15 protein-coding genes are annotated in these 19,571 nt (G+C 62.5%); 1 reads left to right on the top strand and 14 read right to left on the bottom strand.

The annotated features are described in order from the left end of the window. Positions 1-57 precede the first annotated feature (57 nt). Positions 58-5,229 (top strand): dermonecrotic toxin domain-containing protein, encoded by a 5,172-nt coding sequence (locus tag BOP96_RS14780; protein WP_073453164.1) that lies wholly within the window; start codon positions 58-60, stop codon positions 5,227-5,229. Here BOP96_RS14780 and ureC read toward each other — a convergent pair. The 14 genes from ureC to BOP96_RS14850 form a co-directional block, all read right to left on the bottom strand. Continuing rightward, the gene (gene ureC / locus BOP96_RS14785) at positions 5,226-6,926 is read right to left on the bottom strand and encodes an urease subunit alpha (RefSeq protein WP_020301612.1); all 1,701 of its coding nucleotides are present in this window, start codon (positions 6,924-6,926) and stop codon (positions 5,226-5,228) included. The two genes, BOP96_RS14780 and ureC, sit on opposite strands and share 4 nt — an antisense overlap. Positions 6,927-7,037: 111 nt before the next feature. Next, on the bottom strand, positions 7,038-7,343 hold the full coding sequence (locus BOP96_RS14790) for an urease subunit beta (RefSeq protein ID WP_003188134.1): 306 nt from the start codon (positions 7,341-7,343) through the stop codon (positions 7,038-7,040). Further along, entirely contained in the window at positions 7,340-7,873 is a 534-nt protein-coding gene (locus BOP96_RS14795; RefSeq protein WP_020301611.1) for a GNAT family N-acetyltransferase, read from the bottom strand. Before BOP96_RS14795 ends, BOP96_RS14790 begins: the two co-directional genes overlap by 4 nt. A gap of 5 nt (positions 7,874-7,878) precedes the next feature. Continuing rightward, positions 7,879-8,391: a GNAT family N-acetyltransferase gene (locus BOP96_RS14800; RefSeq protein ID WP_019818288.1), complete on the bottom strand. Its 513-nt coding sequence runs from the start codon at positions 8,389-8,391 to the stop codon at positions 7,879-7,881. 9 nt (positions 8,392-8,400) lie between these two features. Beyond that, on the bottom strand, positions 8,401-8,703 hold the full coding sequence (gene ureA, locus BOP96_RS14805; RefSeq protein ID WP_003171437.1) for an urease subunit gamma: 303 nt from the start codon (positions 8,701-8,703) through the stop codon (positions 8,401-8,403). 92 nt (positions 8,704-8,795) lie between these two features. Continuing rightward, entirely contained in the window at positions 8,796-9,635 is an 840-nt protein-coding gene (locus tag BOP96_RS14810) for an urease accessory protein UreD (protein WP_014716708.1), read from the bottom strand. A gap of 30 nt (positions 9,636-9,665) precedes the next feature. Further along, positions 9,666-10,364, bottom strand: a complete 699-nt coding sequence (gene urtE, locus BOP96_RS14815; RefSeq protein WP_073453166.1) for an urea ABC transporter ATP-binding subunit UrtE — start codon at positions 10,362-10,364, stop codon at positions 9,666-9,668. 140 nt (positions 10,365-10,504) lie between these two features. Further along, on the bottom strand, positions 10,505-11,338 hold the full coding sequence (gene urtD, locus BOP96_RS14820) for an urea ABC transporter ATP-binding protein UrtD (RefSeq protein WP_014716710.1): 834 nt from the start codon (positions 11,336-11,338) through the stop codon (positions 10,505-10,507). Beyond that, positions 11,335-12,402, bottom strand: coding sequence for an urea ABC transporter permease subunit UrtC (urtC, locus tag BOP96_RS14825; protein WP_034126400.1), 1,068 nt, complete (start codon positions 12,400-12,402; stop codon positions 11,335-11,337). Before urtC ends, urtD begins: the two co-directional genes overlap by 4 nt. Beyond that, positions 12,402-13,904, bottom strand: coding sequence for an urea ABC transporter permease subunit UrtB (gene urtB, locus BOP96_RS14830; protein ID WP_032904025.1), 1,503 nt, complete (start codon positions 13,902-13,904; stop codon positions 12,402-12,404). The genes urtC and urtB overlap by 1 nt, the downstream gene beginning before the upstream one ends. A 165-nt stretch (positions 13,905-14,069) precedes the next feature. Then, positions 14,070-15,335, bottom strand: a complete 1,266-nt coding sequence (urtA, locus tag BOP96_RS14835) for an urea ABC transporter substrate-binding protein (protein WP_003188149.1) — start codon at positions 15,333-15,335, stop codon at positions 14,070-14,072. Between the two features lie 194 nt (positions 15,336-15,529). Continuing rightward, positions 15,530-16,891, bottom strand: coding sequence for a PepSY-associated TM helix domain-containing protein (locus BOP96_RS14840; RefSeq protein ID WP_073453168.1), 1,362 nt, complete (start codon positions 16,889-16,891; stop codon positions 15,530-15,532). A 118-nt stretch (positions 16,892-17,009) separates the two neighbouring features. Beyond that, positions 17,010-19,070 carry a TonB-dependent copper receptor gene (locus BOP96_RS14845; RefSeq protein ID WP_014716715.1) on the bottom strand — a complete coding sequence of 687 codons (2,061 nt, stop codon included), beginning with the start codon at positions 19,068-19,070 and terminating at the stop codon, positions 17,010-17,012. Between the two features lie 93 nt (positions 19,071-19,163). Next, complete coding sequence (locus tag BOP96_RS14850) at positions 19,164-19,565, bottom strand: DUF2946 domain-containing protein (RefSeq protein WP_032873444.1); 402 nt, start codon at positions 19,563-19,565, stop codon at positions 19,164-19,166. Positions 19,566-19,571: the final 6 nt, after the last annotated feature.

Consider the following 19,571-nt stretch of genomic DNA (forward strand, 5'->3'; position numbering starts at 1 on the left):
GCCGCAAAAACGGCGTGCCTAGGATGACAACCTCTTCCAAGAAAAGGTTGTCATCCCATGCCGGACTTTCAGGTCATCGACCCCGCCACCCCGCCTCCTGGTGAGCAGGGCCAGCATTACGAACTGATCAAGCAGGCGATCCCCACTTGCCTGGTCAACAGTTCGCCGTCCCGTCGCAAGGCCCTCAAGGACACGCCGCCGGCTATTCCCCGCTGGTATGACGCCGCTTCCCAGGCACGCAAAGATCAGCTCAAAGTGTTGCTGGACGCCCGTTGCGAGTCGCTCAACGAACTGGAGAAAACCTTCAGTCCCATACGCTCGGAGCAAGCGTTTGCCCAACCCTTGCTGGAAGCCGAGCTAAAGGCTATCGGCCACGAGCTGGACGTCAATCAAACCTGGTTGCGCCTGTATGTACCGGTCGAAGATGCCTTTGGCGTGAAGACCGGTGGCTTCAGGGTCAAAACGTTCTCCCTGCTGCACGCTGCCCTCGGCAACTTTGAGCAACGGGAGACTCGAGAGGGCTATTTCAACAGCTCCTCAGGTTTCATTACCCAACCGGACGTGCGCGATCATTTCGAGCGCCACACCACGACCCTGAAGATTCATGCGTTCACCCAGCTGTGCCGAGACCTGGACCTGGGCAAGCAGTACCAGGCTCACCTGCGGGCGCAATTGAAACCTGACGACGCCAAATCCCAAGCCGAACTGCGCGAACGTTATGTCCGGCATCAGAAAGCCGCCTTCAAGGCGGCGGCGTACCTGGCATTGCTCAAAGGCGACATTGGCGACAGCGACCACGCGCTGCTGATGCGGGTGGCGGCCGGGGAAAAACACATCCTCAGCGACGGCAAGCCCATCGGGTATCGCAGCCTGAGCCTGATGAACCTGCATGTGCACGATTGCCTGGTCATCGACACTTGCGCCAAGCCTGGCTACACCTGTTGGGTCATCGTCTATATTCCCGATGACCCCGACCATCCCATCAAGCGTTATGAAAGCTTCAATGACTTTCGCAATGATTTGACCGAGCGCCTGAGCGCGAAAACCACCCAGCAAGCTGACCGCTCCCAAGGCTGGAAGGCTACGCCGAACCAGCATTTTTTTGCCCGGTTCGTTGCCGACAAAGACCGCGCCTACTACTACAAACGACTGACCGAACTGGTGCTGGACGCACCTCCCCAGCCGTTTGGTGCACAGGCCTTGCGATCGGAGTGGGGGCGCTTGCTGACTTCTCCGTCCTTTGCCACGCCTTCGACACTGGGCGAACCCCAGCCCTACGTGCGCGTACATGCCGCTGCCCCTGAATTCAACATTCGCGCCCACACCCTGACGGACCTATGGCAAGTTGCAGACCTGTGGACCTATCGCCTGGGCAGCCTGCGTACGCGGCTGTTCGAGAACGCCCGGCATCGTGCGGTGAGCACCTCCGATGTCGATGAGGCCTCGCGTTCACTGCGCGCTGCGCATTACCTGAGTATCGGCCTGTTCGGCCTGAACCTGGTGGCCATGGCGGTGCCGCCGCTGGGTGTGGTGATGGCTGTGGCGATGGCCGGGCAACTACTTTACGAAGTCATCGACGGTGTTATCGAGCTGAGCGAAGGCGACCGCGAAGCGGGCTGGGCGCACATCACCGACGTGGTGGAAAACCTGGCGGCGCTGGCGGTACAGGCAGCCGTGGTGCACTTCACCGTGTCGCCGTTTATCGAGCAGCTCAAGGCCGTTACCCTGCCCAGTGGCAAGACTCGGCTCTGGAAACCCGACTTGTCGGCCTATGAGCACACCGCGTCCCTCCCTTCAGTGGCGGCGGATGAGCAAGGCCTGCACCGGCACAACGGCCAGACCGTGCTGCCGTTGGAGGGCAAACGCTATGCCGTGCAACAAGACCCGCTGACCGAGCAATTCCGCATCCTCCATCCCACACGTGCCGAGGCCTATCAACCGATATTGAAGAGCAACAGCGCTGGCCTCTGGAACCATGAAGTGGAACGCCCGCACACCTGGGAAGGCGCCACGTTGATGCGGCGATTGGGCCCGGTGACGGAGGGCTTCAGCGATGCCGAGTTGGAGCAGGCGCGCAGCGTGGCGGCTGTGAGTGAGGACGTGCTGCGCCGCGTGCATGTGGAAGGCGAGGCGGTACCGGCGATCCTGCTCGACACCCTGCGCCAGTTCAGGGCGTATCGCGATGCGGTGAACGTCGCCGAGGGCATTCGCCAGGGCTCGCTCAGCAGCGCACTGTGCAGCTATGCCGCATCCCTGGCGGTGGAGTTGCCGGGATGGCCAGCGAGCAAGGCGATCGAGGCATTTGCCGGCACCGAGTTGAGCGGACCGTCGATCAAATACGGTAATCAGCAGGCCGCGGGGGCGGACACCGTGCAGGTCCACCGCGCCGATTTGATGAGCGGCCAGTTGCCCATACGCATTATCGAAGCGCTCAGCGAACCTCAGCGCGATGCTCTGGTGGGCAGTTACACCGCCCGCACACCCGAGGCGAGAACCGAGGCCCTGAGATTGAAACTCGAACAAAGGGCCATCGAGGTGCGCGAGCGGTTGATGAAGAGTATCTACGTCGAGCAGCAGCCACCCTCCGACACCGCGATTATGCTGATCCAGCGCGACTTCAGTGGCGTGCCGACGATTTTGGCGCGCGAAGTGCTGGCGGACGCGACGCCGAGCGAGCGCGACACGATGAACCGCGCCAAGCGCATTCCCCTGCGCCTCGCTGAAAAGGCGCGCCGGGCGCAGCAGCAAATGCGCCTGACCCTCGCGTATGAAGGCTTGTACCTCGACGCGTTGGCCGGCCCAGACACCGAAACCCTGGCCCTCCACACACTGCCGGCACTGCCCGGCTGGTCGGACAATTTGCGCCTGGAAGTTCGCGAAGGCCGGTTTGAAGGCCCATTGCGCGCCAGCTTCGGCCCCCTGGAGGCGAGTAGTCGCAAGGTGTTGGCACGCATGGAGGATGGGCGTTACCAAGCCTTCGATGAGCGCGGCCAGCACCTGCATGGGCTCAATGGTTTCTATGGTGCTTTGCAGCATGCGTTGACCGATGCCCATCGCAACGCGATTGGCGTGCCCCACGTCGGCCAGGGTGAGCAATTGAAGGGGTTGATCAAGCAGCATGCAATAGGCCGAGTACCGTTGCGCAAAGCCTTGGGCATGTCGCCGGAAAAACTGCCTTTTTTTCGACCGCCCAGCGTGTTGCCGGGTGAGCGTCGCGGCTATCCATTGAGCGGGCGGGGTGGCGCTGAGTGGGAAAAAATCACGCGCGAGCGGATCCGCAGCCTGTACCCGCAAATCACCCGGGACGAAATGCTCGCCCTGATCAACGAGCGCGGCGCGCTGGACCTGAGCTGGCTGCGTGCGTTGGAGCAAGAGTACAAGACCCTGCAGGCCACCTTGCACAACTGGTTGAGCACACCGCCCCAGGGCATGGAGGCGTTCGGTGACCAGCAACGCCAGGTGCTGAGGGCCAGGCGCAAGATTTATACGGCGCTGGATGACGCCTGGAGAAAGGTCGGCCCACGGCACTACGATCGAAATGGGCGCCTTTTGGGGCAGAAAATCGAATGGTTGGAAGACGACCTGGCGCAGCAGCTCAGAACCTTGCCCGCACTGACTGCAAACTTCGACCATGTCAGCTACTTGGGCATTGTGGGATCCGAAGGCTCGCAGCTGACGGATGCGGATGTGCAGCCACTGCTCGCCAACTTTCGCGGTCTGCGTCGATTAGGGATCGAGGCTGCTCAACTGACAAGCGTGCCGTCAGCCATCGAACAGATGCCGCATTTGCAGCGGTTGCATTTGGGCGGCAACGATATTGTCCTGACGCCTGAAGACGTCCTGCGCTTGAAAGATCGGGTGCGTCTCAAGGAGTTGTTTTTGGACATGAACCCACTCGGCTTGCCACCCGATGTTGGGCGCATGCCGCGCTTACAGACCTTGCTGCTCAATGACACAAGCCTGGAGGAGTGGCCTGCCAGTGTGTTCCGTGTGCCCAGGCCGGAAAATTTCATTCTGGATATGCGGCAGAACCCGATAGCGCGGATTCCCGAGTTCGCGCCGGGCTCGGATAAGGCACTGATTGTGGCGAAAACCTTCCTCACCCGTGAAGAGCTGACGCCTGAGCTGCTTGCTCAATTCAAGCGGTACATCGAGGCCGCTGGCCGGGATCCGGATCGCCAATTGCCGAAAAGGGGCGCGCTCGACAGCGAGCAGTGGAAAACCGGTTATTCGGCGCAGGAATGGCCCTCCAGGCAAGTGTTATGGGACATGCTTGAAGGCTCGTTTGGCTCTGAGGGCTTTTTCAATCTTCTTCGTGCCGTCAGGCACTCCGGGGACTCGACAGGCAGGGGCGGCGTATGGTTGCCGGAATTGACCGCCAAAGTCTGGCGCATGCTTGAGGCGATGGGCGAAGACGCCGAATTACGCGAACACTTGTTCCTGATGGCCCGGGACCCAGCGGCCTGCGTGGACGCCGGGGCGCAGTTGTTCAATTCGATGGGCGTTGCCGTGCTGCATTGGTCAGCCTACTTCAGCGAGGATGTCGACGCCGTGCGCAGGGCCGTGTTCAACCTGGCCAGGAGGAAATGGCGCCTTGATGAGCTGGGGCGTATTGCCCATGCTCGCGTCGCCGAGTTGCAGGAGCAGGGCGCCAGGTTTCCCGAGTATGATGCCCAGGGCCTGCGCATTGAGCATTACGATGGCGCCGGTAATGTGATCGCCGATATCGACGAAGTCGAAATCTATCTGGCGTATACGGTGCCGCTGGCCACCCGGCTGGACTTGCCCTGGCAATCCAGAAGCATGATGTTTCGCGAGGACTATGTCACGGCGCCGATGGTGGAGGCGGCATTCCAGCGCGTACAGCTGCAGGATCAGGGCGCGCAGTTGCGTGACAATCTGCTGGAGCAGCCGATGTGGACTGACTTCCTGCAGCGTGCGCATCAAACTGATTACGCGCTGATTGCCGAAAAATTCGACGCCCTGATCGACTATGAGGCCGCGCAGGCACAATGGGCCGCCGCTGCCCACCTCCCCGAGAGAGCGAGGCAGGCCCTGCGTCAAACCATCAGCCAGACAGCCCGGCGCCTGGGCCGATCGGCTTCGGAAAGTGAACCGGGGCAACTGATGCCCCAGCAAGACTACGATGACACCTTTGGCCGCATCAATGCCGAGCTGATCACCTTGAACCAGACACTGACCGATCAAGCGATCAGCGCCATCCTCTAGAACAGGAAGTACCGCTGGGCCATCGGTAACACCTCGGCCGGTTCGCACCACAGCAACTGACCGTCAGCCTTGACCTGATAGGTTTGCGGGTCAACCTCGATATCCGGCAGGTAATCGTTGTGGATCAGGTCGGTTTTCTGCACATCGCGGCAACCCTTGACCACCGCGATCTGCTTCTTCAGGCCCAGGGCCTCGGGCAGTCCGGCCGCCTGCGCGGCCTGGCTGATAAACGTCAGGCTGGTGGCGTGCAGGGAGCTGCCGAAGCTGGCGAACATGGGGCGGTAATGCACCGGCTGCGGCGTCGGGATCGAGGCGTTGGCGTCGCCCATCAGGCTCGAAGCAATGGCGCCGCCCTTGAGGATCAGCGTGGGCTTGATGCCGAAAAAAGCCGGGCGCCACAGCACCAGGTCGGCCCATTTGCCGACTTCGATGGAGCCGACGATATGGCTGATGCCGTGGGTGATCGCCGGGTTGATGGTGTATTTGGCGATGTAGCGCTTGGCGCGGAAATTGTCGTTGCCGGGGCCGTCGCCGGGCAGCGGGCCACGCTGTTTTTTCATCTTGTCGGCGGTCTGCCAGGTGCGTGTGATCACCTCGCCGACGCGGCCCATGGCCTGGCTGTCGGAGCTGATCATCGAGAACGCGCCGAGGTCGTGCAGGATGTCTTCGGCGGCGATGGTTTCGCGGCGGATGCGGCTTTCGGCGAAGGCCACGTCTTCGGCAATGCTCGGGTCCAGGTGGTGACACACCATCAACATGTCCAGGTGTTCGTCGATGGTGTTACGCGTGAACGGCCGCGTCGGGTTGGTGGAGCTGGGCAGCACATTGGGGAAACCGCAGGCCTTGATGATGTCCGGTGCATGGCCGCCACCGGCACCTTCGGTGTGGTAGGTGTGGATGGTGCGGCCCTTGAGCGCGGCGAGGGTGGTTTCGACAAAGCCCGACTCATTGAGGGTGTCACTGTGGATCGCCACCTGCACGTCGTAGGCATCGGCGACGCTCAGGCAGTTGTCGATGCTCGCCGGCGTGGTGCCCCAGTCTTCGTGCAGCTTCAAGCCGATCGCACCGGCCTTGACCTGCTCGATCAGCGGCTCGGGCAAACTGGCGTTGCCCTTGCCGGTAAAGCCAATGTTCATCGGGAACGAATCGCTGGCCTGCAGCATCCGCGCAAGGTGCCACGGGCCGGAGGTGCAGGTGGTGGCGTTGGTGCCGGTGGCCGGCCCCGTGCCGCCGCCGATCATGGTGGTGACGCCGCTGGTCAGGGCCTCTTCGATCTGCTGCGGGCAGATAAAGTGCACATGGGAGTCGATGCCGCCCGCCGTGAGGATCATGCCTTCCCCGGCGATCACTTCGGTGCTGGCGCCGATGGCCATGGTCACACCGGGCTGGATGTCCGGGTTGCCAGCCTTGCCGATAGCGTGGATGCGGCCGTTCTTGAGGCCCACGTCAGCCTTGACGATGCCCCAGTGGTCGATGATCAGCGCGTTGGTGATCAGCGTGTCGACCACTTCATGGGCGAGCAACTGGCTCTGGCCCTGGCCGTCACGGATCACCTTGCCGCCGCCGAATTTGACCTCTTCGCCGTAGACGGTGAAGTCCTGTTCCACTTCGACGAACAGTTCGGTGTCGGCCAGGCGCACCTTGTCACCGACGGTGGGGCCGTACATGTCGGCGTAGGCTTGGCGGGTGATTTTCATGTGTGTGCCCTGAAGAATAGGTGTTGAATGTGAAATCGCTATCGCAGGCAAGCCAGCTCCCACAGGGGGTTGCATTTCAACTGTGGGAGCTGGCTTGCCTGCGATGAGGCCCTAAAGGTCGCCCATGACCCGCCCTGCAAACCCAAATACCCGCCGCCCACCACCCAAATCCACCAACTCCACCTCCCGACGCTGCCCCGGCTCAAACCGCACCGCCGTGCCCGCCGGAATATTCAGGCGCATGCCACGGCTGGCCGCTCGGTCGAATTCCAGCGCGTCATTGGTCTCGAAAAAGTGGTAATGCGAGCCCACCTGGATCGGCCGGTCGCCGCTGTTGGCCACGCCGAGGGTGAGGGTGCGGCGGCCGACATTCAGTTCGATCTCGCCAGGCTGGATCTGATATTCACCAGGAATCATGCAGGTTGCCCCAGGGTCTTGAAGTAGATGGCGGTCGGGCTGTAGCGCCCGTCCGGGCTTTGGCAATAGTCGGGCAGCTCACCGATTTTGGTGTAGCGCAGCGACTGGTAAAAGGCTTCGGCGCCGGAGCCGGCCTCGGTGTCCAGGTACAGCAGGCCACGCTTGTGCTGGCGCGCGGCGAGTTCCAGGGTATTCATCAATTGCTGGCCCAGGCCATGGCGACGGGCGCTGCTGTGCACCAGCAACTTTTGCACCTCGGCGCGGTTCAGACCGTTGGCTTTCTGGCACAACGCCAATTGCACGCTGGCGATCACCTGCTCGTCGCGCACCACCACCCACAGCAGCAGGCTGGTGTCCTCGACACCGGCTTGCACGCCGCTCAGGTAGTCCCGGGCCTGGGCCTCATCGAAGTCGGCCATGAAGCCCACCGACGCGCCGTGCTGCACCGCGTCCAGCAACAGCTCGATCAAGCCCCGGCGGTAGTGGGCAAAACTTTCCGCATTGACTCGACGCAGTTGTGCAGCGCTCATCGATGTCACTCCTTGGGCGGTTGTGCGCCCGGGTTCAAGGTCAGTTGCATAAAGGTCAGGTCCAGCCAGCGGCCGAACTTGATGCCCACTTGCGGCATTTGCCCGGTAGTCACGAAGCCCAGGCGCTCATGCAGGCGGATCGAGGCCAGGTTGCCACTTTCGATGGCGGCGACCATGACGTGCTTGCCGCAGCTGCGGGCGCGCTCGATCAGGGCCTGCATCAGGTGTGGGCCGAGGCCTTTGCCACGCTGGTCATTGCGCACGTATACCGAGTGTTCGACGCTGTAGCGGAAGCCTTCGAAGGGGCGCCAGTCGCCGAATGAGGCGTAGCCGGTGACTTCGTCGTTGTCCACCGCCACCAGGATCGGGTATTGCTGCGCCTGGCGCGCACTGAACCAGGCCTGGCGGTTGGCCAGGTCCACCGGTTGCTCGTTCCAGATCGCCGTGGTGTTCAACACCGCGTCGTTGTAAATGGCGCGGATTGCCGGCAGGTCGTGTTCGGTTGCATCACGAATCATGGCTGCGCCTCAGGCAATGGGCTGGTGGACGGTGACCAGCTTGGTGCCGTCGGGGAACGTGGCTTCCACCTGGATATCCGGGATCATTTCCGGGATGCCTTCCATAACCTGTTCGCGGCTGAGCAGGGTGGTGCCGTAGTGCATCAGGTCGGCCACCGTGCGGCCATCGCGGGCGCCCTCCATCAGGGCGGCGGAGATATAGGCGATGGTCTCCGGGTAGTTGAGCTTCACTCCGCGTGCCAGGCGCCGTTCGGCGACCAGGCCTGCGGTGAAGATCAGCAGTTTGTCTTTTTCCCGAGGGGTCAGGTCCATGGTTCAGGGTCCTTCATAAAATTCATTCTTAAATACATAGAAGATCCCATGTGAAGCTGATTTATGTGGGAGCTGGCTCCACAGTTTGATCTTCATGTGCTCCAGATTCTTGGTGATATCGCTTCCCTGCCGAGTACGGCCGGTCGCAAAAGCCGCCATAAATCAATCAACCACCCCCGCGCCAGCAGCGCTTCACTGGCCAGGCACCGCGCCACCAGCAAGCCGGGCAGTTGGGTCAGGTCACCGCGCACCGCGTGGGGTAGTGAGCGGCATTGTTCCAATAATTCAGGTTCGATCTCACCGGTCACCAACAATGTGGCAAACACCGGCTGCCCATCCAGCCCGATAGGCGAATCCAGCAACCCATCGGCGCCCACAATGCGCTGGCGCTCATGCCAGAGCAACTGGCCGTCGCGGCGAATGTCCAGGTGCGATTGAAAATGGCCCAGGTCGAACCGTTCGCCACTGGCCGGGCGCCCCAGGGCGACCACATCCCAATAGAACAACCGTGCATCGCCCAACAGCTCGATTCGCGTGGTGAGTTCGGCCTGGGCCGCGCTGAACACGATGGTTTCCTGAGGCAGCCATTCCAGGGTCGCGCCGGCCTCCACAGTCAGTTCAAGTTGCTGATACGCCGGGCCGCTGGCGCGGTACCACTTGGCGGCGCCGGGGCTGGTCAGTTGTGCCCAGGCACCCGTGCCCACATGGGCGCTGATGTCCAGGCGATCGCCACCGGCAATCCCGCCGGGTGGGTGCACGATGATGTGCTGGCACACCTCAGGGCCTTCGGCGTACAAATGTTTTTGCACGCGCAGCGGGCCAAGGTGGCGGCGCAATACCGGGCGTGTGGTGTCTTTGACACGCGCGTAGCCGAGTTCCAGCTCGGCGTGCCAGCTGGGCGTGAAGAGGGCAGGGGTAATGGGCAGGTTCATGGCGTGTGCTTATCGTTAGGAGGCTACAGATTAGATGGTTACCAGCCCACGCACACCCTCGCTTTCCATATTTTCACCACGGCCCTGCTGCACGATTTCGCCACGGGACATCACCAGGTACTGGTCAGCCAGTTCAGCGGCAAAGTCATAGAACTGCTCCACCAACAGGATCGCCATGTCGCCGCGCTCCGCGAGCTTCTTGATCACCGCGCCGATTTCCTTGATGACCGACGGCTGGATGCCTTCGGTGGGCTCATCGAGAATCAACAGGCGCGGGCGGCTCGCCAGGGCGCGGCCAATCGCCAACTGTTGTTGTTGGCCCCCGGATAAATCGCCGCCGCGGCGGTGCTTCATTTGCAGCAATACCGGGAACAGTTCGTAGATGAAGGCCGGCACCTCTTTGGCTTCGGAACGGGGGAAACGCGATAGTCCCATCAGCAGGTTTTCTTCTACGGTCAGCCGCCCGAATATCTCCCGGCCCTGGGGCACGTAGGCGATGCCGGCATGTACGCGCTGGTGCGGCTTGAAGCCGGTGATGGCCTTGCCTTCCCAGTTCACCGCGCCTTCCTTGGCTGGCAGCAGACCCATCAGGCACTTGAGCAGGGTGGTCTTGCCCACGCCGTTACGCCCGAGCAGGCAGGTGACTTCGCCGACCTTCACGTCGAAGGACAGCCCGCGCAGAATGTGGCTACCGCCGTAATACTGGTGCAGCTTGTCGACTTGCAGCATTCTCAAAACCTCCTCAATCCCCCTGCGGGAGCCGGATCAACTGTGGGAGCTGGCTTGCCTGCGATGCAGGCGACCCGGTGTGTCAGGTAAACCGCTATCGCAGGCAAGCCAGCTCCCACATACAGCCGTTCGTGTCAGCGTTAGCGGCCGAGGTAAACCTCGATCACCCGCTCATTTTCCTGCACCTGTTCCAGCGACCCTTCGGCCAGCACGCTGCCCTGGTGCAACACAGTCACATGGTCGGCAATCGAGCCGACAAACCCCATGTCGTGTTCCACCACCATCAACGAGTGCTTGCCGGCCAGGCGCTTGAACAGTTCGGCGGTGAACTCGGTCTCGGCGTCGGTCATGCCCGCCACTGGTTCATCGAGCAGCAACAGTTGCGGGTCTTGCATCAGCAACATGCCGATTTCCAGGAACTGCTTCTGGCCGTGGGACAGCAAACCGGCTGGGCGATGCACCGAGGCGGTGAGGCGGATGGTGTCGAGCACTTCCTCGATGCGGTCTTTTTGCTCGCCGTTGAGGCGCGCTCGCAAGCTGGCCCACACCGACTTGTCGGTCTTCTGCGCCAGCTCCAGGTTTTCGAACACGCTGAGGGCTTCGAACACCGTGGGCTTCTGGAATTTGCGCCCGATGCCGGCCTGGGCGATTTGCACTTCGCTCATGCGCGTCAGGTCCAGGGTTTCGCCAAACCAGGCCTTGCCGTGGCTGGGCCGGGTCTTGCCGGTGATCACGTCCATCAGCGTGGTCTTGCCCGCGCCGTTGGGGCCGATGATGCAGCGCAATTCGCCAACGCCGATGTACAGGTTCAGGTCGTTGAGGGCCTTGAAACCGTCAAAGCTGACGCTGATATCTTCCAGGGTCAGAATGGTACCGTGGCGGGTGTTGAGCCCTTTGCCCGCGACCTGGCCGATGCCAATCGCATCGCGGCCGCTGCCTGCGTCGAAAATAGGTTCAAGCATGACGTTCCTCATTTCTTCAGCAGGCCGATAACGCCCTTGGGCAGGTACAGGGTGACGATAATGAACAGCGCCCCCAGGAAGAACAGCCAGTACTCGGGGAAGGCCACGGTGAACCAACTCTTCATGCCATTGACCACACCGGCGCCGAGCAGCGGCCCGATCAGCGTGCCACGCCCGCCCAGCGCTACCCACACGGCGGCTTCGATGGAGTTGGTCGGTGACATTTCGCTGGGGTTGATGATGCCCACTTGCGGCACATACAGCGCACCGGCAAGGCCGCACAACACTGCGCTCAACACCCACACGAACAGCTTGAAACCGCGTGGGTCGTAACCGCAGAACATCAGGCGGTTCTCGGCATCGCGCAGGGCGGTGAGCACGCGCCCGAACTTGCTCTTCGCCAGGCGCCAGCCGATGTAGAGGCTGGCCACCAGCAACAACACCGTGGCGAAAAACAACACCGCCCGCGTGCCCGGTTCAGTGATGCCAAAACCTAAGATGCTGCGGAAGTTGGTAAAGCCGTTGTTGCCGCCGAACCCGGTCTCGTTGCGAAAGAACAACAGCATCCCCGCGAACGTCAGGGCCTGGGTCATGATCGAGAAATACACGCCCTTGATTCGCGAGCGGAAGGCGAAGAAACCGAACACCAACGCCAGCACCCCGGGGGCCAGTACCACCAGGCACAACGCCCACAGGAAGTGGTCGGTGCCGGCCCAGTACCAGGGCAATTCGGTCCAGGACAAAAAGGTCATGAACGCCGGCAACTCGCTGCCTGCCGCCTGGCGCATCAAGTACATGCCCATGGCGTAGCCGCCCAGGGCGAAGAACAAACCGTGGCCCAGGGACAACATCCCGGCGTAACCCCACACCAGGTCCAGCGCCAGGGCGACGATGGCGTAACAGAGAATCTTGCCCACCAGGGTCAAGGTGTAGGCCGACACATGCAGCGGGTTGTCGGCAGACAAGAGCGAGCACAGGGGCAACGCCAGCAGCAGGAGCAGGATGACTGCGCCGACTGCAATCGTGACCTTGGGGCCGGCCTTTTGCGTGGCCGTAAGCATCAATGGCTGGTTCATCAGTCGATCACCCGTCCTTTCAGTGCGAAGAGTCCTTGCGGGCGTTTCTGGATAAACAGAATGATCAGCGCGAGGATCAGGATCTTGCCGAGCACGGCGCCGATCTGGGGTTCGAGGATCTTGTTGGCGATCCCCAGGCCAAAGGCGGCCATGACACTGCCGGCCAACTGGCCGACGCCGCCGAGCACCACCACCAGGAACGAGTCGATGATGTAGCTCTGGCCCAGGTCCGGGCCGACGTTGCCGATCTGGCTCAGCGCCACGCCGCCAAGGCCCGCGATGCCGGAACCGAGGCCGAAGGCGAGCATGTCCACACGCCCGGTGGGCACGCCGCAGCAAGCCGCCATGTTGCGGTTCTGGGTGACGGCGCGCACGTTCAGACCCAGGCGCGTCTTGTTCAGCAGCAGCCAGGTGAGCACCACCACGAACAGCGCGAAGGCAATGATGACGATGCGGTTGTACGGCAGCACCAGGTTGGGCAGTACCTGGATGCCGCCAGACAGCCAGGCCGGGTTCGACACTTCGACGTTCTGCGCGCCGAACACCAGGCGCACCAGCTGGATCAGCATCAGGCTGATGCCCCAGGTGGCGAGCAGGGTTTCCAGTGGGCGGCCATACAAGTGACGGATGACTGTGCGTTCCAGCGCCATGCCGATGGCCGCGGTGACAAAAAACGCCACCGGCAACGCGATCAACGGGTAGAACTCGATGGCCTGGGGCACATAGCGCTGCATCATCAACTGCACCACATAGGTGGAGTAGGCGCCGAGCATCAGCATCTCGCCGTGAGCCATGTTGATCACGCCGAGCAGGCCGAAGGTGATCGCCAGGCCCAGGGCCGCCAACAGCAGGATCGAGCCCAGGGACATGCCGCTGAACGCCTGGCCGAGGATTTCACCCATCATCAGTTTGCGTTTGACCTGGGCCAGGCTGGTTTCAGCGGCGGTGTGCACGGCGGCGTCGGCTTCCACGCCTGGCGCCAGCAGCGCTTCAAGGCGCGTGCGGGCCAGCGGGTCGCCGGTGCTGCCGAGCAAGCGCACGGCTGCCAGGCGCACCACCGGGTCGGGGTCGACCAATTGCAGGTTGGCCAGGGCCAGGCTCAGGGCGCTGTGCACCTGCTCATCCGTTTCGGCGGCGACCTGCTGGTCGAGGAATTTAAGTTGTGCAGGTACCGCGCTTTTTTGCAGGGTGCGCGCTGCGTCCAGGCGCACCTTGGGGTCGGCGGCGAGCAGTTGCTGGCTGGCTTGCACGTTATTGATCAAGCCGCGCAGGCGGTTGTTCAGGCGCACGGTCTTGGTTTCGCCGTTGAGCATGAGTTGACCTTGCTCAAGGGCGTCCACCAACTCGATACGCGTTGGGTCGGGGTGGGCGGCCCAGTCCTGCAGGAGTTTGGCTTGCTGCACCGGGTTGGCGGCAAGGAAGTCTTCGGCGTCGCTGGCGTGTGCGCCAAAGGGCAGCACCAGCAGCACGGCGAGGATAAGGCGGTGGAGGGCAGTGGGCATAGCAAAATGTCCTGATCATGCGGGGACAGTGTGGGAGCAGGCTGTGTGGGGGCTGGCTTGCCTGCGATGGCATCGCTGCGGTGTGTCAGGCACACCGAGTTGTTTGCATCGCAGGCAAGCCAGCGCCCACAGTGACCATGTCCTACATTCGAGCTGTGGGGGGCGTTAGTTGCTCTTCACGGCATAGTCCGGCTTTTTGTCATTGCCCGGGATGTAGGGGCTCCACGGCTGCGCACGAATCGGCGCTTCGGTCTGCCACACCACCGAGAACTGCCCGTCGGCCTGGATCTCACCGATCATCACCGGCTTGTGCAGGTGGTGGTTGGTCTTGTCCATGGTCAGGGTGAAGCCCGACGGCGCGGCGAAGGTCTGGCCGCCCAGGGCTTCACGCACTTTGTCGACGTCGGTGGACTTGGCTTTTTCCGCCGCCTGCGCCCACATATGGATGCCCACATAGGTGGCTTCCATCGGGTCGTTGGTCACGGCTTTGTCGGCGCCCGGCAGGTTGTGTTTCTTGGCGTAGGCTTTCCAGTCGGCCACGAACTTCTGGTTCACCGGGTTTTCCACCGACTGGAAGTAGTTCCAGGCCGCGAGGTTGCCCACCAACGGCTTGGTGTCGATGCCACGCAGTTCTTCTTCACCCACCGAGAACGCCACCACCGGTACCTCGGTGGCTTTCAAGCCTTGGTTGGCCAGTTCTTTGTAGAACGGCACGTTGGAGTCGCCATTGACGGTGGAGACCACAGCCGTCTTGCCACCGGCGGAGAACTTCTTGATGTTGGCGACGATGGTCTGGTAATCGGCGTGGCCGAACGGGGTGTAGACCTCTTCGATGTCTTTATCCGCCACGCCTTTGGAATGCAGGAACGAGCGCAGGATCTTGTTGGTGGTGCGCGGGTACACATAGTCGGTGCCGAGCAGGAAGAAACGCTTGGCGCTGCCGCCTTCTTCGCTCATCAGGTATTCCACCGCCGGGATCGCCTGCTGGTTCGGCGCCGCACCGGTATAGAACACGTTGGGCGACATCTCTTCACCTTCGTACTGCACCGGGTAGAACAGCAAACCGTTGAGTTCTTCAAACACCGGCAACACCGATTTACGCGACACTGAGGTCCAGCAGCCGAACACCACGGCGACCTTGTCCTGGGTCAGCAGTTGGCGGCCTTTCTCGGCGAACAGCGGCCAGTTGGACGCTGGGTCTACCACCACCGGTTCGAGCATCTTGCCGTTCACCCCGCCTTTGGCGTTGATCTCGTCGATGGTCATCAGCGCCATGTCTTTGAGCGAGGTTTCGGAGATCGCCATGGTCCCGGACAACGAGTGCAGGATGCCGACCTTGATGGTCTCGGCGGCCTGGACGGTCCAGGTCAAACCCATGGCGGCAATGGATGCCGACAAAGTGAAAGCCTTGATCAAGCTGCGACGCTTCATGGTGCGATCTCCGTGTACCGATAATTGTTGTGGGGCAGATACACAGGGCTTTGCAAGGGCTGTGCCTGCTACGCCAGACACGGGTTTACCGGCGGGTTCGGGAGGTAAAGCCGCTCCGTGGCGCACCAGGTTGGCGCCACGGAGGCCGTTGGGTGCACGGCAGGCTTCAAAAGAGGGCGTTGGGCGACAATGCTTCAGGCGGTTGCGCTAATGCGTGACAGCAGCAAGCGATCCAGCGCCCACACCAGGACCAACGAAGCCCCTACCAACGGGAAAATGATCGCCAGCCCGAGCATGATCGCCATCGCGGTTTTCCACTTGGGCAGGTCGTGGCGCAGCGGCGGTACACCCAGTCCACCCTGGGGCCGGCGCTTCCACCAGATCACCACGCCGCTGACCGCACTGAGCAGAATCATCAGGCAGATCACCAGCACGATCAGTTGGTTGACCCAGCCGAACATCTTGCCTTCGTGCAGCATCACGCCGGTCTCGGTGGCGCGTGCGACCAGGTTGTAATGATCCCAGCGCACATCGGCCAGGACCTTGCCGGTGTACTGGTCCACGTGCAGGGTGGCGTCGTTGCGCGGGTCGTCGGCGAACACCGCGACGGTGAATACACCGGAGGCGGTGGTGGGGAAGGTAATGCTGTAGCCGGGCTCGACCTTGCGTGTGTTGGCCAGGTCGACCACCTGTTGCAGGCGCACCGTGGGTGCGGCCGGGCCTGCGTGCATTGCGCCGTGATTCATATGCTCGGCGTGGTCGCCGGACATTGGCATCGGCGTGTTTTCCAGGGCCCAGGGCACGGTTTGCTGGGTGGCCGTGTTGAGCACACGGGCCTGCTGGTCGGACTGCGGCACGCTGTTCCACATCGCGGCTGGGAAGGTGTTCCACAGGTCGGCATATTGCTTGCCCCAGAAACCGGTCCAGGTCATGCCGCTGAGCAGCATCACCAGCAGGAACGCCGCGCCCCAGAACCCGGCGACAGCGTGCAGGTCACGCCAGAACAAGCGGCCACGGCTGCCGAAGCGCGGCCATAACACGCCGGCCGAGGACTTGCCCCGCGGCCACCACAGGTACAGGCCGGACACCACCAGCATCACGCCCCAGCCGGCGGCGAGTTCGATCAGGCGATCGCCGACGGTGCCGATCATCAGTTCGCCGTGCAGGGCGCGGACGATGGCTTGCAGGTTGTTGTTTGCGTCCTGCTCACCGAGGACGGTGCCGCGATAGGGGTCGATGAACACCGTCACTTCGTGGGCATCGTTGCGCATCACGAACTGCGCGCTGCGAGTGGCGTCGGCAGGGGGCAGGTATTTGCTGATCGCGGCGTGGGGGTAGGCGGCCTGGGCGCGCTGCAGTTGCTCGTCGGCGCTCAGCGCGTGTTCGGCGGCGGGCACGGTGAGCAGATGGCCGTACATCAGCGGGTCGAGCTGGGGTTTGAACAGGTAGATGATGCCGGTGAGGGCCAGCAGCACCATGAAGGGGGCGACGAAGAGGCCGGCGTAAAAGTGCCAGCGCCAGGCCAGATTGTAGAAGGAAATTTTTTGTGTGGTCATCGGGTGCTCCGCATAAGGCTTTTGATTTTTCTTGGTCTGTTACACCGCCATCGCAGGCAAGCCAGCTCCCACAGGGGACTGTATTGCACCTGTGGGAGCTGGCTTGCCTGCGATGCTTTTAGAAGCTCATGTCTACCTTGGTCCAGAGCGTACGCCCCGGCTCCTTGATGGCCTGCGGGTCGTTGGCTGGGTAACCGAAGCCTGCGTTACCGGCCAGGTTCAGATGCTCGGCGTAGGCCTTGCCAAACAAGTTGTCGACGCCGGTGCTGACCTTGAAGTGCTTGTTGATGCGGTAGGCCGCGTTCAGCGAGAACACGCCGAAGCCGCCACTCTTGTCGTAGTCCTTGCCGACCACGTTGCCTTTGTTCGGGTCGATACGGTGTTGCGCCGCGACCACCCTCCACAACGCACCAGCGCTCCAATCGTCTTCGCTGTAGGTCAGGCCCAGGCGCGTGTCCAGCGGTGGCATTTGTGGCAGGGCCTTGCCGTCGCTGCTGTTCTTGCCCCAGGCATAGGCGAGGCTGGCGTCGGCTTTCCAGTGTTGGCTCAGCTTGTACGCTGCGCCCACTTCGCCGCCCATGATGCGTGCGTCCACATTGCGCGCCTGGGAGGTGGTGCCCATCATGCCGGGCCTGTAGTCGAACAGGATGAAGTCGCGCACCTGGCCGACATAGCCCGACACCCAGGCTTCCAGGTCGGCGCTCTTGTACTGGGCACCGAAGTCGAGCTGGGTGGTTTTCTCGGGCTTCACGCCGTCGAAGGCATTCACCGAACCGGCCGCGCCGGTGTTGGGGGAAAACAGCTCCCAGTAATCCGGGAAACGTTCCGCGTGGCCCAGGCCGGCATACAGCGTGGTGGGGCTGTCCGCCAGGTCGTGCTCATAACGCACAAAGCCCGAGGGCAATGTATCGGCGCGGGTGTCGCCGGCGGTCGGGTTCGGGCGCGACATCATTCCCGAGCCGGTGCGTTGACGGAAGTCCTTGGCCGAGGCGCGGTCCAAGCGCGCGCCGGTGATCAGGCGATCGTTGTCGGCGGCGTACCAGGTCAGTTCGCCGAACACACCGTAGTTGTGGAAATTGGCGTCCTTGTTGCGCGGCAAATCCTTATACGTGTCGATGCCCATGCTGCTGCGCGCACGGTGTTCATTGGTCTGCGCATCCAGGCCGCTGATCAATTGCACATCCGCCCAGCGCCAGGTGGCCTTGATGCGTGCGCCAAGGGTGCGGCGGTCGACGTTGGACGCCATGGGGCCCGCCATCATGCCGGTGCCCGAAGGGACACGCAGGCTGTAGTTGTCCATCACATGATCGGCGTAGTTGTAGTAGACCTGGGCCTCGACCTTATCCAGCACCTCACCGATATTGGACTTTTCGAAACGCAGCCCCAGGCTTTCGCGCAGAAACTGCGAGCCGTCCATGCCGCGCCCGGCGTAGCGCGCCTCGCCGTCGCCACGCCCGGCGGTGAGTTCCAGCAGGGTGTCGGCGTCGGGCGTGAAACCCACGGCCACGTCACCGTTCCACTTGTCATAGCGCGAGGCGACGGTGTCGTTGTTGCCGTCCTTGTAGTCGTCGGCATGGGCCTGGTTGCCGATCACCCGCACGTAGCCCAATGGCCCGCCGGCAGCGGCATCGATGACCTTGTCGAAACGCCCGTTGGAGCCGGCCAATACGCTGGCGTTGACCCGTGTGCCCAGCTCGCCGAACTGCTCCGGCTCACGCTCGAACAGGATGGTGCCGGCAGACGCGCCCGGGCCCCAGAGCACGGTTTGCGGGCCTTTGATTACGGTGAGCTTGTCGTAGGTTTCCGGCGAAATGTACGAAGTTGGCGCATCCATGCGGCCCGGGCAGGCGCCGAGCATCATGCCGCCGTTGGTGAGGATATTCAGGCGCGAGCCGAACATGCCGCGCAGCACCGGATCGCCATTGGTGCCGCCGTTGCGCACCAGGGCGAAGCCGGGGATGGTCTTGAGGTAGTCGCCGCCATCGCTGGCGGGCACCGGTTGGCGCGGGTCTTTGGGGTTGGTGACCACGGTCAGCGGTGAGCTAGGGGCGATCGCGGTGATGACGGTGGGGCTCAGCTCATGCTCGTCGGCGTGAGCGTGGGCAGCCAATAGTGCGCCGCATAAGGCGGTGAGCAGGGCAGTACTTCCCAAACGGGTGTCAGCAGAAAACCTGGACATGACAAATTCCATCAATCAATCGTAAACAACACGGCCAGCAGCCTGCGGCTGTCTGTCTAAAGTCGGCCGGGGTGAAGTAACGCTGTGAAGGGCTTACGAAACGATGGGCGGCGCACGGCTACGGGCGCCGGGGAAGATGCTCTGCCGGGCATGGCCCAGGCGCGTGGCGGGTGTGAGGGCGTTGGCGGGCGGCGGGGTGCCGAGGGCCACGAACGACACACTGCCGGGCAGGGCCGGGCAGCTGAATAGCAGGTCGCAATAGCCGCACTTGGCCCAGAGTGCGTGGTGTTCGGCTGGAGCTTGGGTGTGATGGGATTCACCGTGGTCGCTCGGCATATCCATGGGCATTTCCATGGACATACCGGCGTGATGATCCATCGGCATCGCCTGGGAAATCAGCGGACCGATAAAGATCATCAGCATGGCGAACAGGCTGATCCAACTGCCGCGCTTCACGCGGTAGTGGGGAGACAACCTGGCGCGAGGAGCGCCCATCGAGGT

Origin of the sequence: Pseudomonas sp. FSL W5-0203, assembly GCF_001896155.1 — a bacterium.
In the GTDB taxonomy this organism is placed as follows: Bacteria; Pseudomonadota; Gammaproteobacteria; order Pseudomonadales; family Pseudomonadaceae; genus Aquipseudomonas; species Aquipseudomonas paracarnis.

What these genes read in the sequence shown, in the direction of transcription:
- BOP96_RS14780 (WP_073453164.1), top strand. Translation starts at nt 58, where the DNA reads ATGCCGGACTTTCAGGTCATCGACCCCGCCACCCCGCCTCCTGGTGAG.
- ureC (WP_020301612.1), bottom strand. Translation starts at nt 6,926, where the DNA reads ATGAAAATCACCCGCCAAGCCTACGCCGACATGTACGGCCCCACCGTC.
- BOP96_RS14790 (WP_003188134.1), bottom strand. Translation starts at nt 7,343, where the DNA reads ATGATTCCTGGTGAATATCAGATCCAGCCTGGCGAGATCGAACTGAAT.
- BOP96_RS14795 (WP_020301611.1), bottom strand. Translation starts at nt 7,873, where the DNA reads ATGAGCGCTGCACAACTGCGTCGAGTCAATGCGGAAAGTTTTGCCCAC.
- BOP96_RS14800 (WP_019818288.1), bottom strand. Translation starts at nt 8,391, where the DNA reads ATGATTCGTGATGCAACCGAACACGACCTGCCGGCAATCCGCGCCATT.
- ureA (WP_003171437.1), bottom strand. Translation starts at nt 8,703, where the DNA reads ATGGACCTGACCCCTCGGGAAAAAGACAAACTGCTGATCTTCACCGCA.
- BOP96_RS14810 (WP_014716708.1), bottom strand. Translation starts at nt 9,635, where the DNA reads ATGAACCTGCCCATTACCCCTGCCCTCTTCACGCCCAGCTGGCACGCC.
- urtE (WP_073453166.1), bottom strand. Translation starts at nt 10,364, where the DNA reads ATGCTGCAAGTCGACAAGCTGCACCAGTATTACGGCGGTAGCCACATT.
- urtD (WP_014716710.1), bottom strand. Translation starts at nt 11,338, where the DNA reads ATGAGGAACGTCATGCTTGAACCTATTTTCGACGCAGGCAGCGGCCGC.
- urtC (WP_034126400.1), bottom strand. Translation starts at nt 12,402, where the DNA reads ATGAACCAGCCATTGATGCTTACGGCCACGCAAAAGGCCGGCCCCAAG.
- urtB (WP_032904025.1), bottom strand. Translation starts at nt 13,904, where the DNA reads ATGCCCACTGCCCTCCACCGCCTTATCCTCGCCGTGCTGCTGGTGCTG.
- urtA (WP_003188149.1), bottom strand. Translation starts at nt 15,335, where the DNA reads ATGAAGCGTCGCAGCTTGATCAAGGCTTTCACTTTGTCGGCATCCATT.
- BOP96_RS14840 (WP_073453168.1), bottom strand. Translation starts at nt 16,891, where the DNA reads ATGACCACACAAAAAATTTCCTTCTACAATCTGGCCTGGCGCTGGCAC.
- BOP96_RS14845 (WP_014716715.1), bottom strand. Translation starts at nt 19,070, where the DNA reads ATGTCCAGGTTTTCTGCTGACACCCGTTTGGGAAGTACTGCCCTGCTC.
- BOP96_RS14850 (WP_032873444.1), bottom strand. Translation starts at nt 19,565, where the DNA reads ATGGGCGCTCCTCGCGCCAGGTTGTCTCCCCACTACCGCGTGAAGCGC.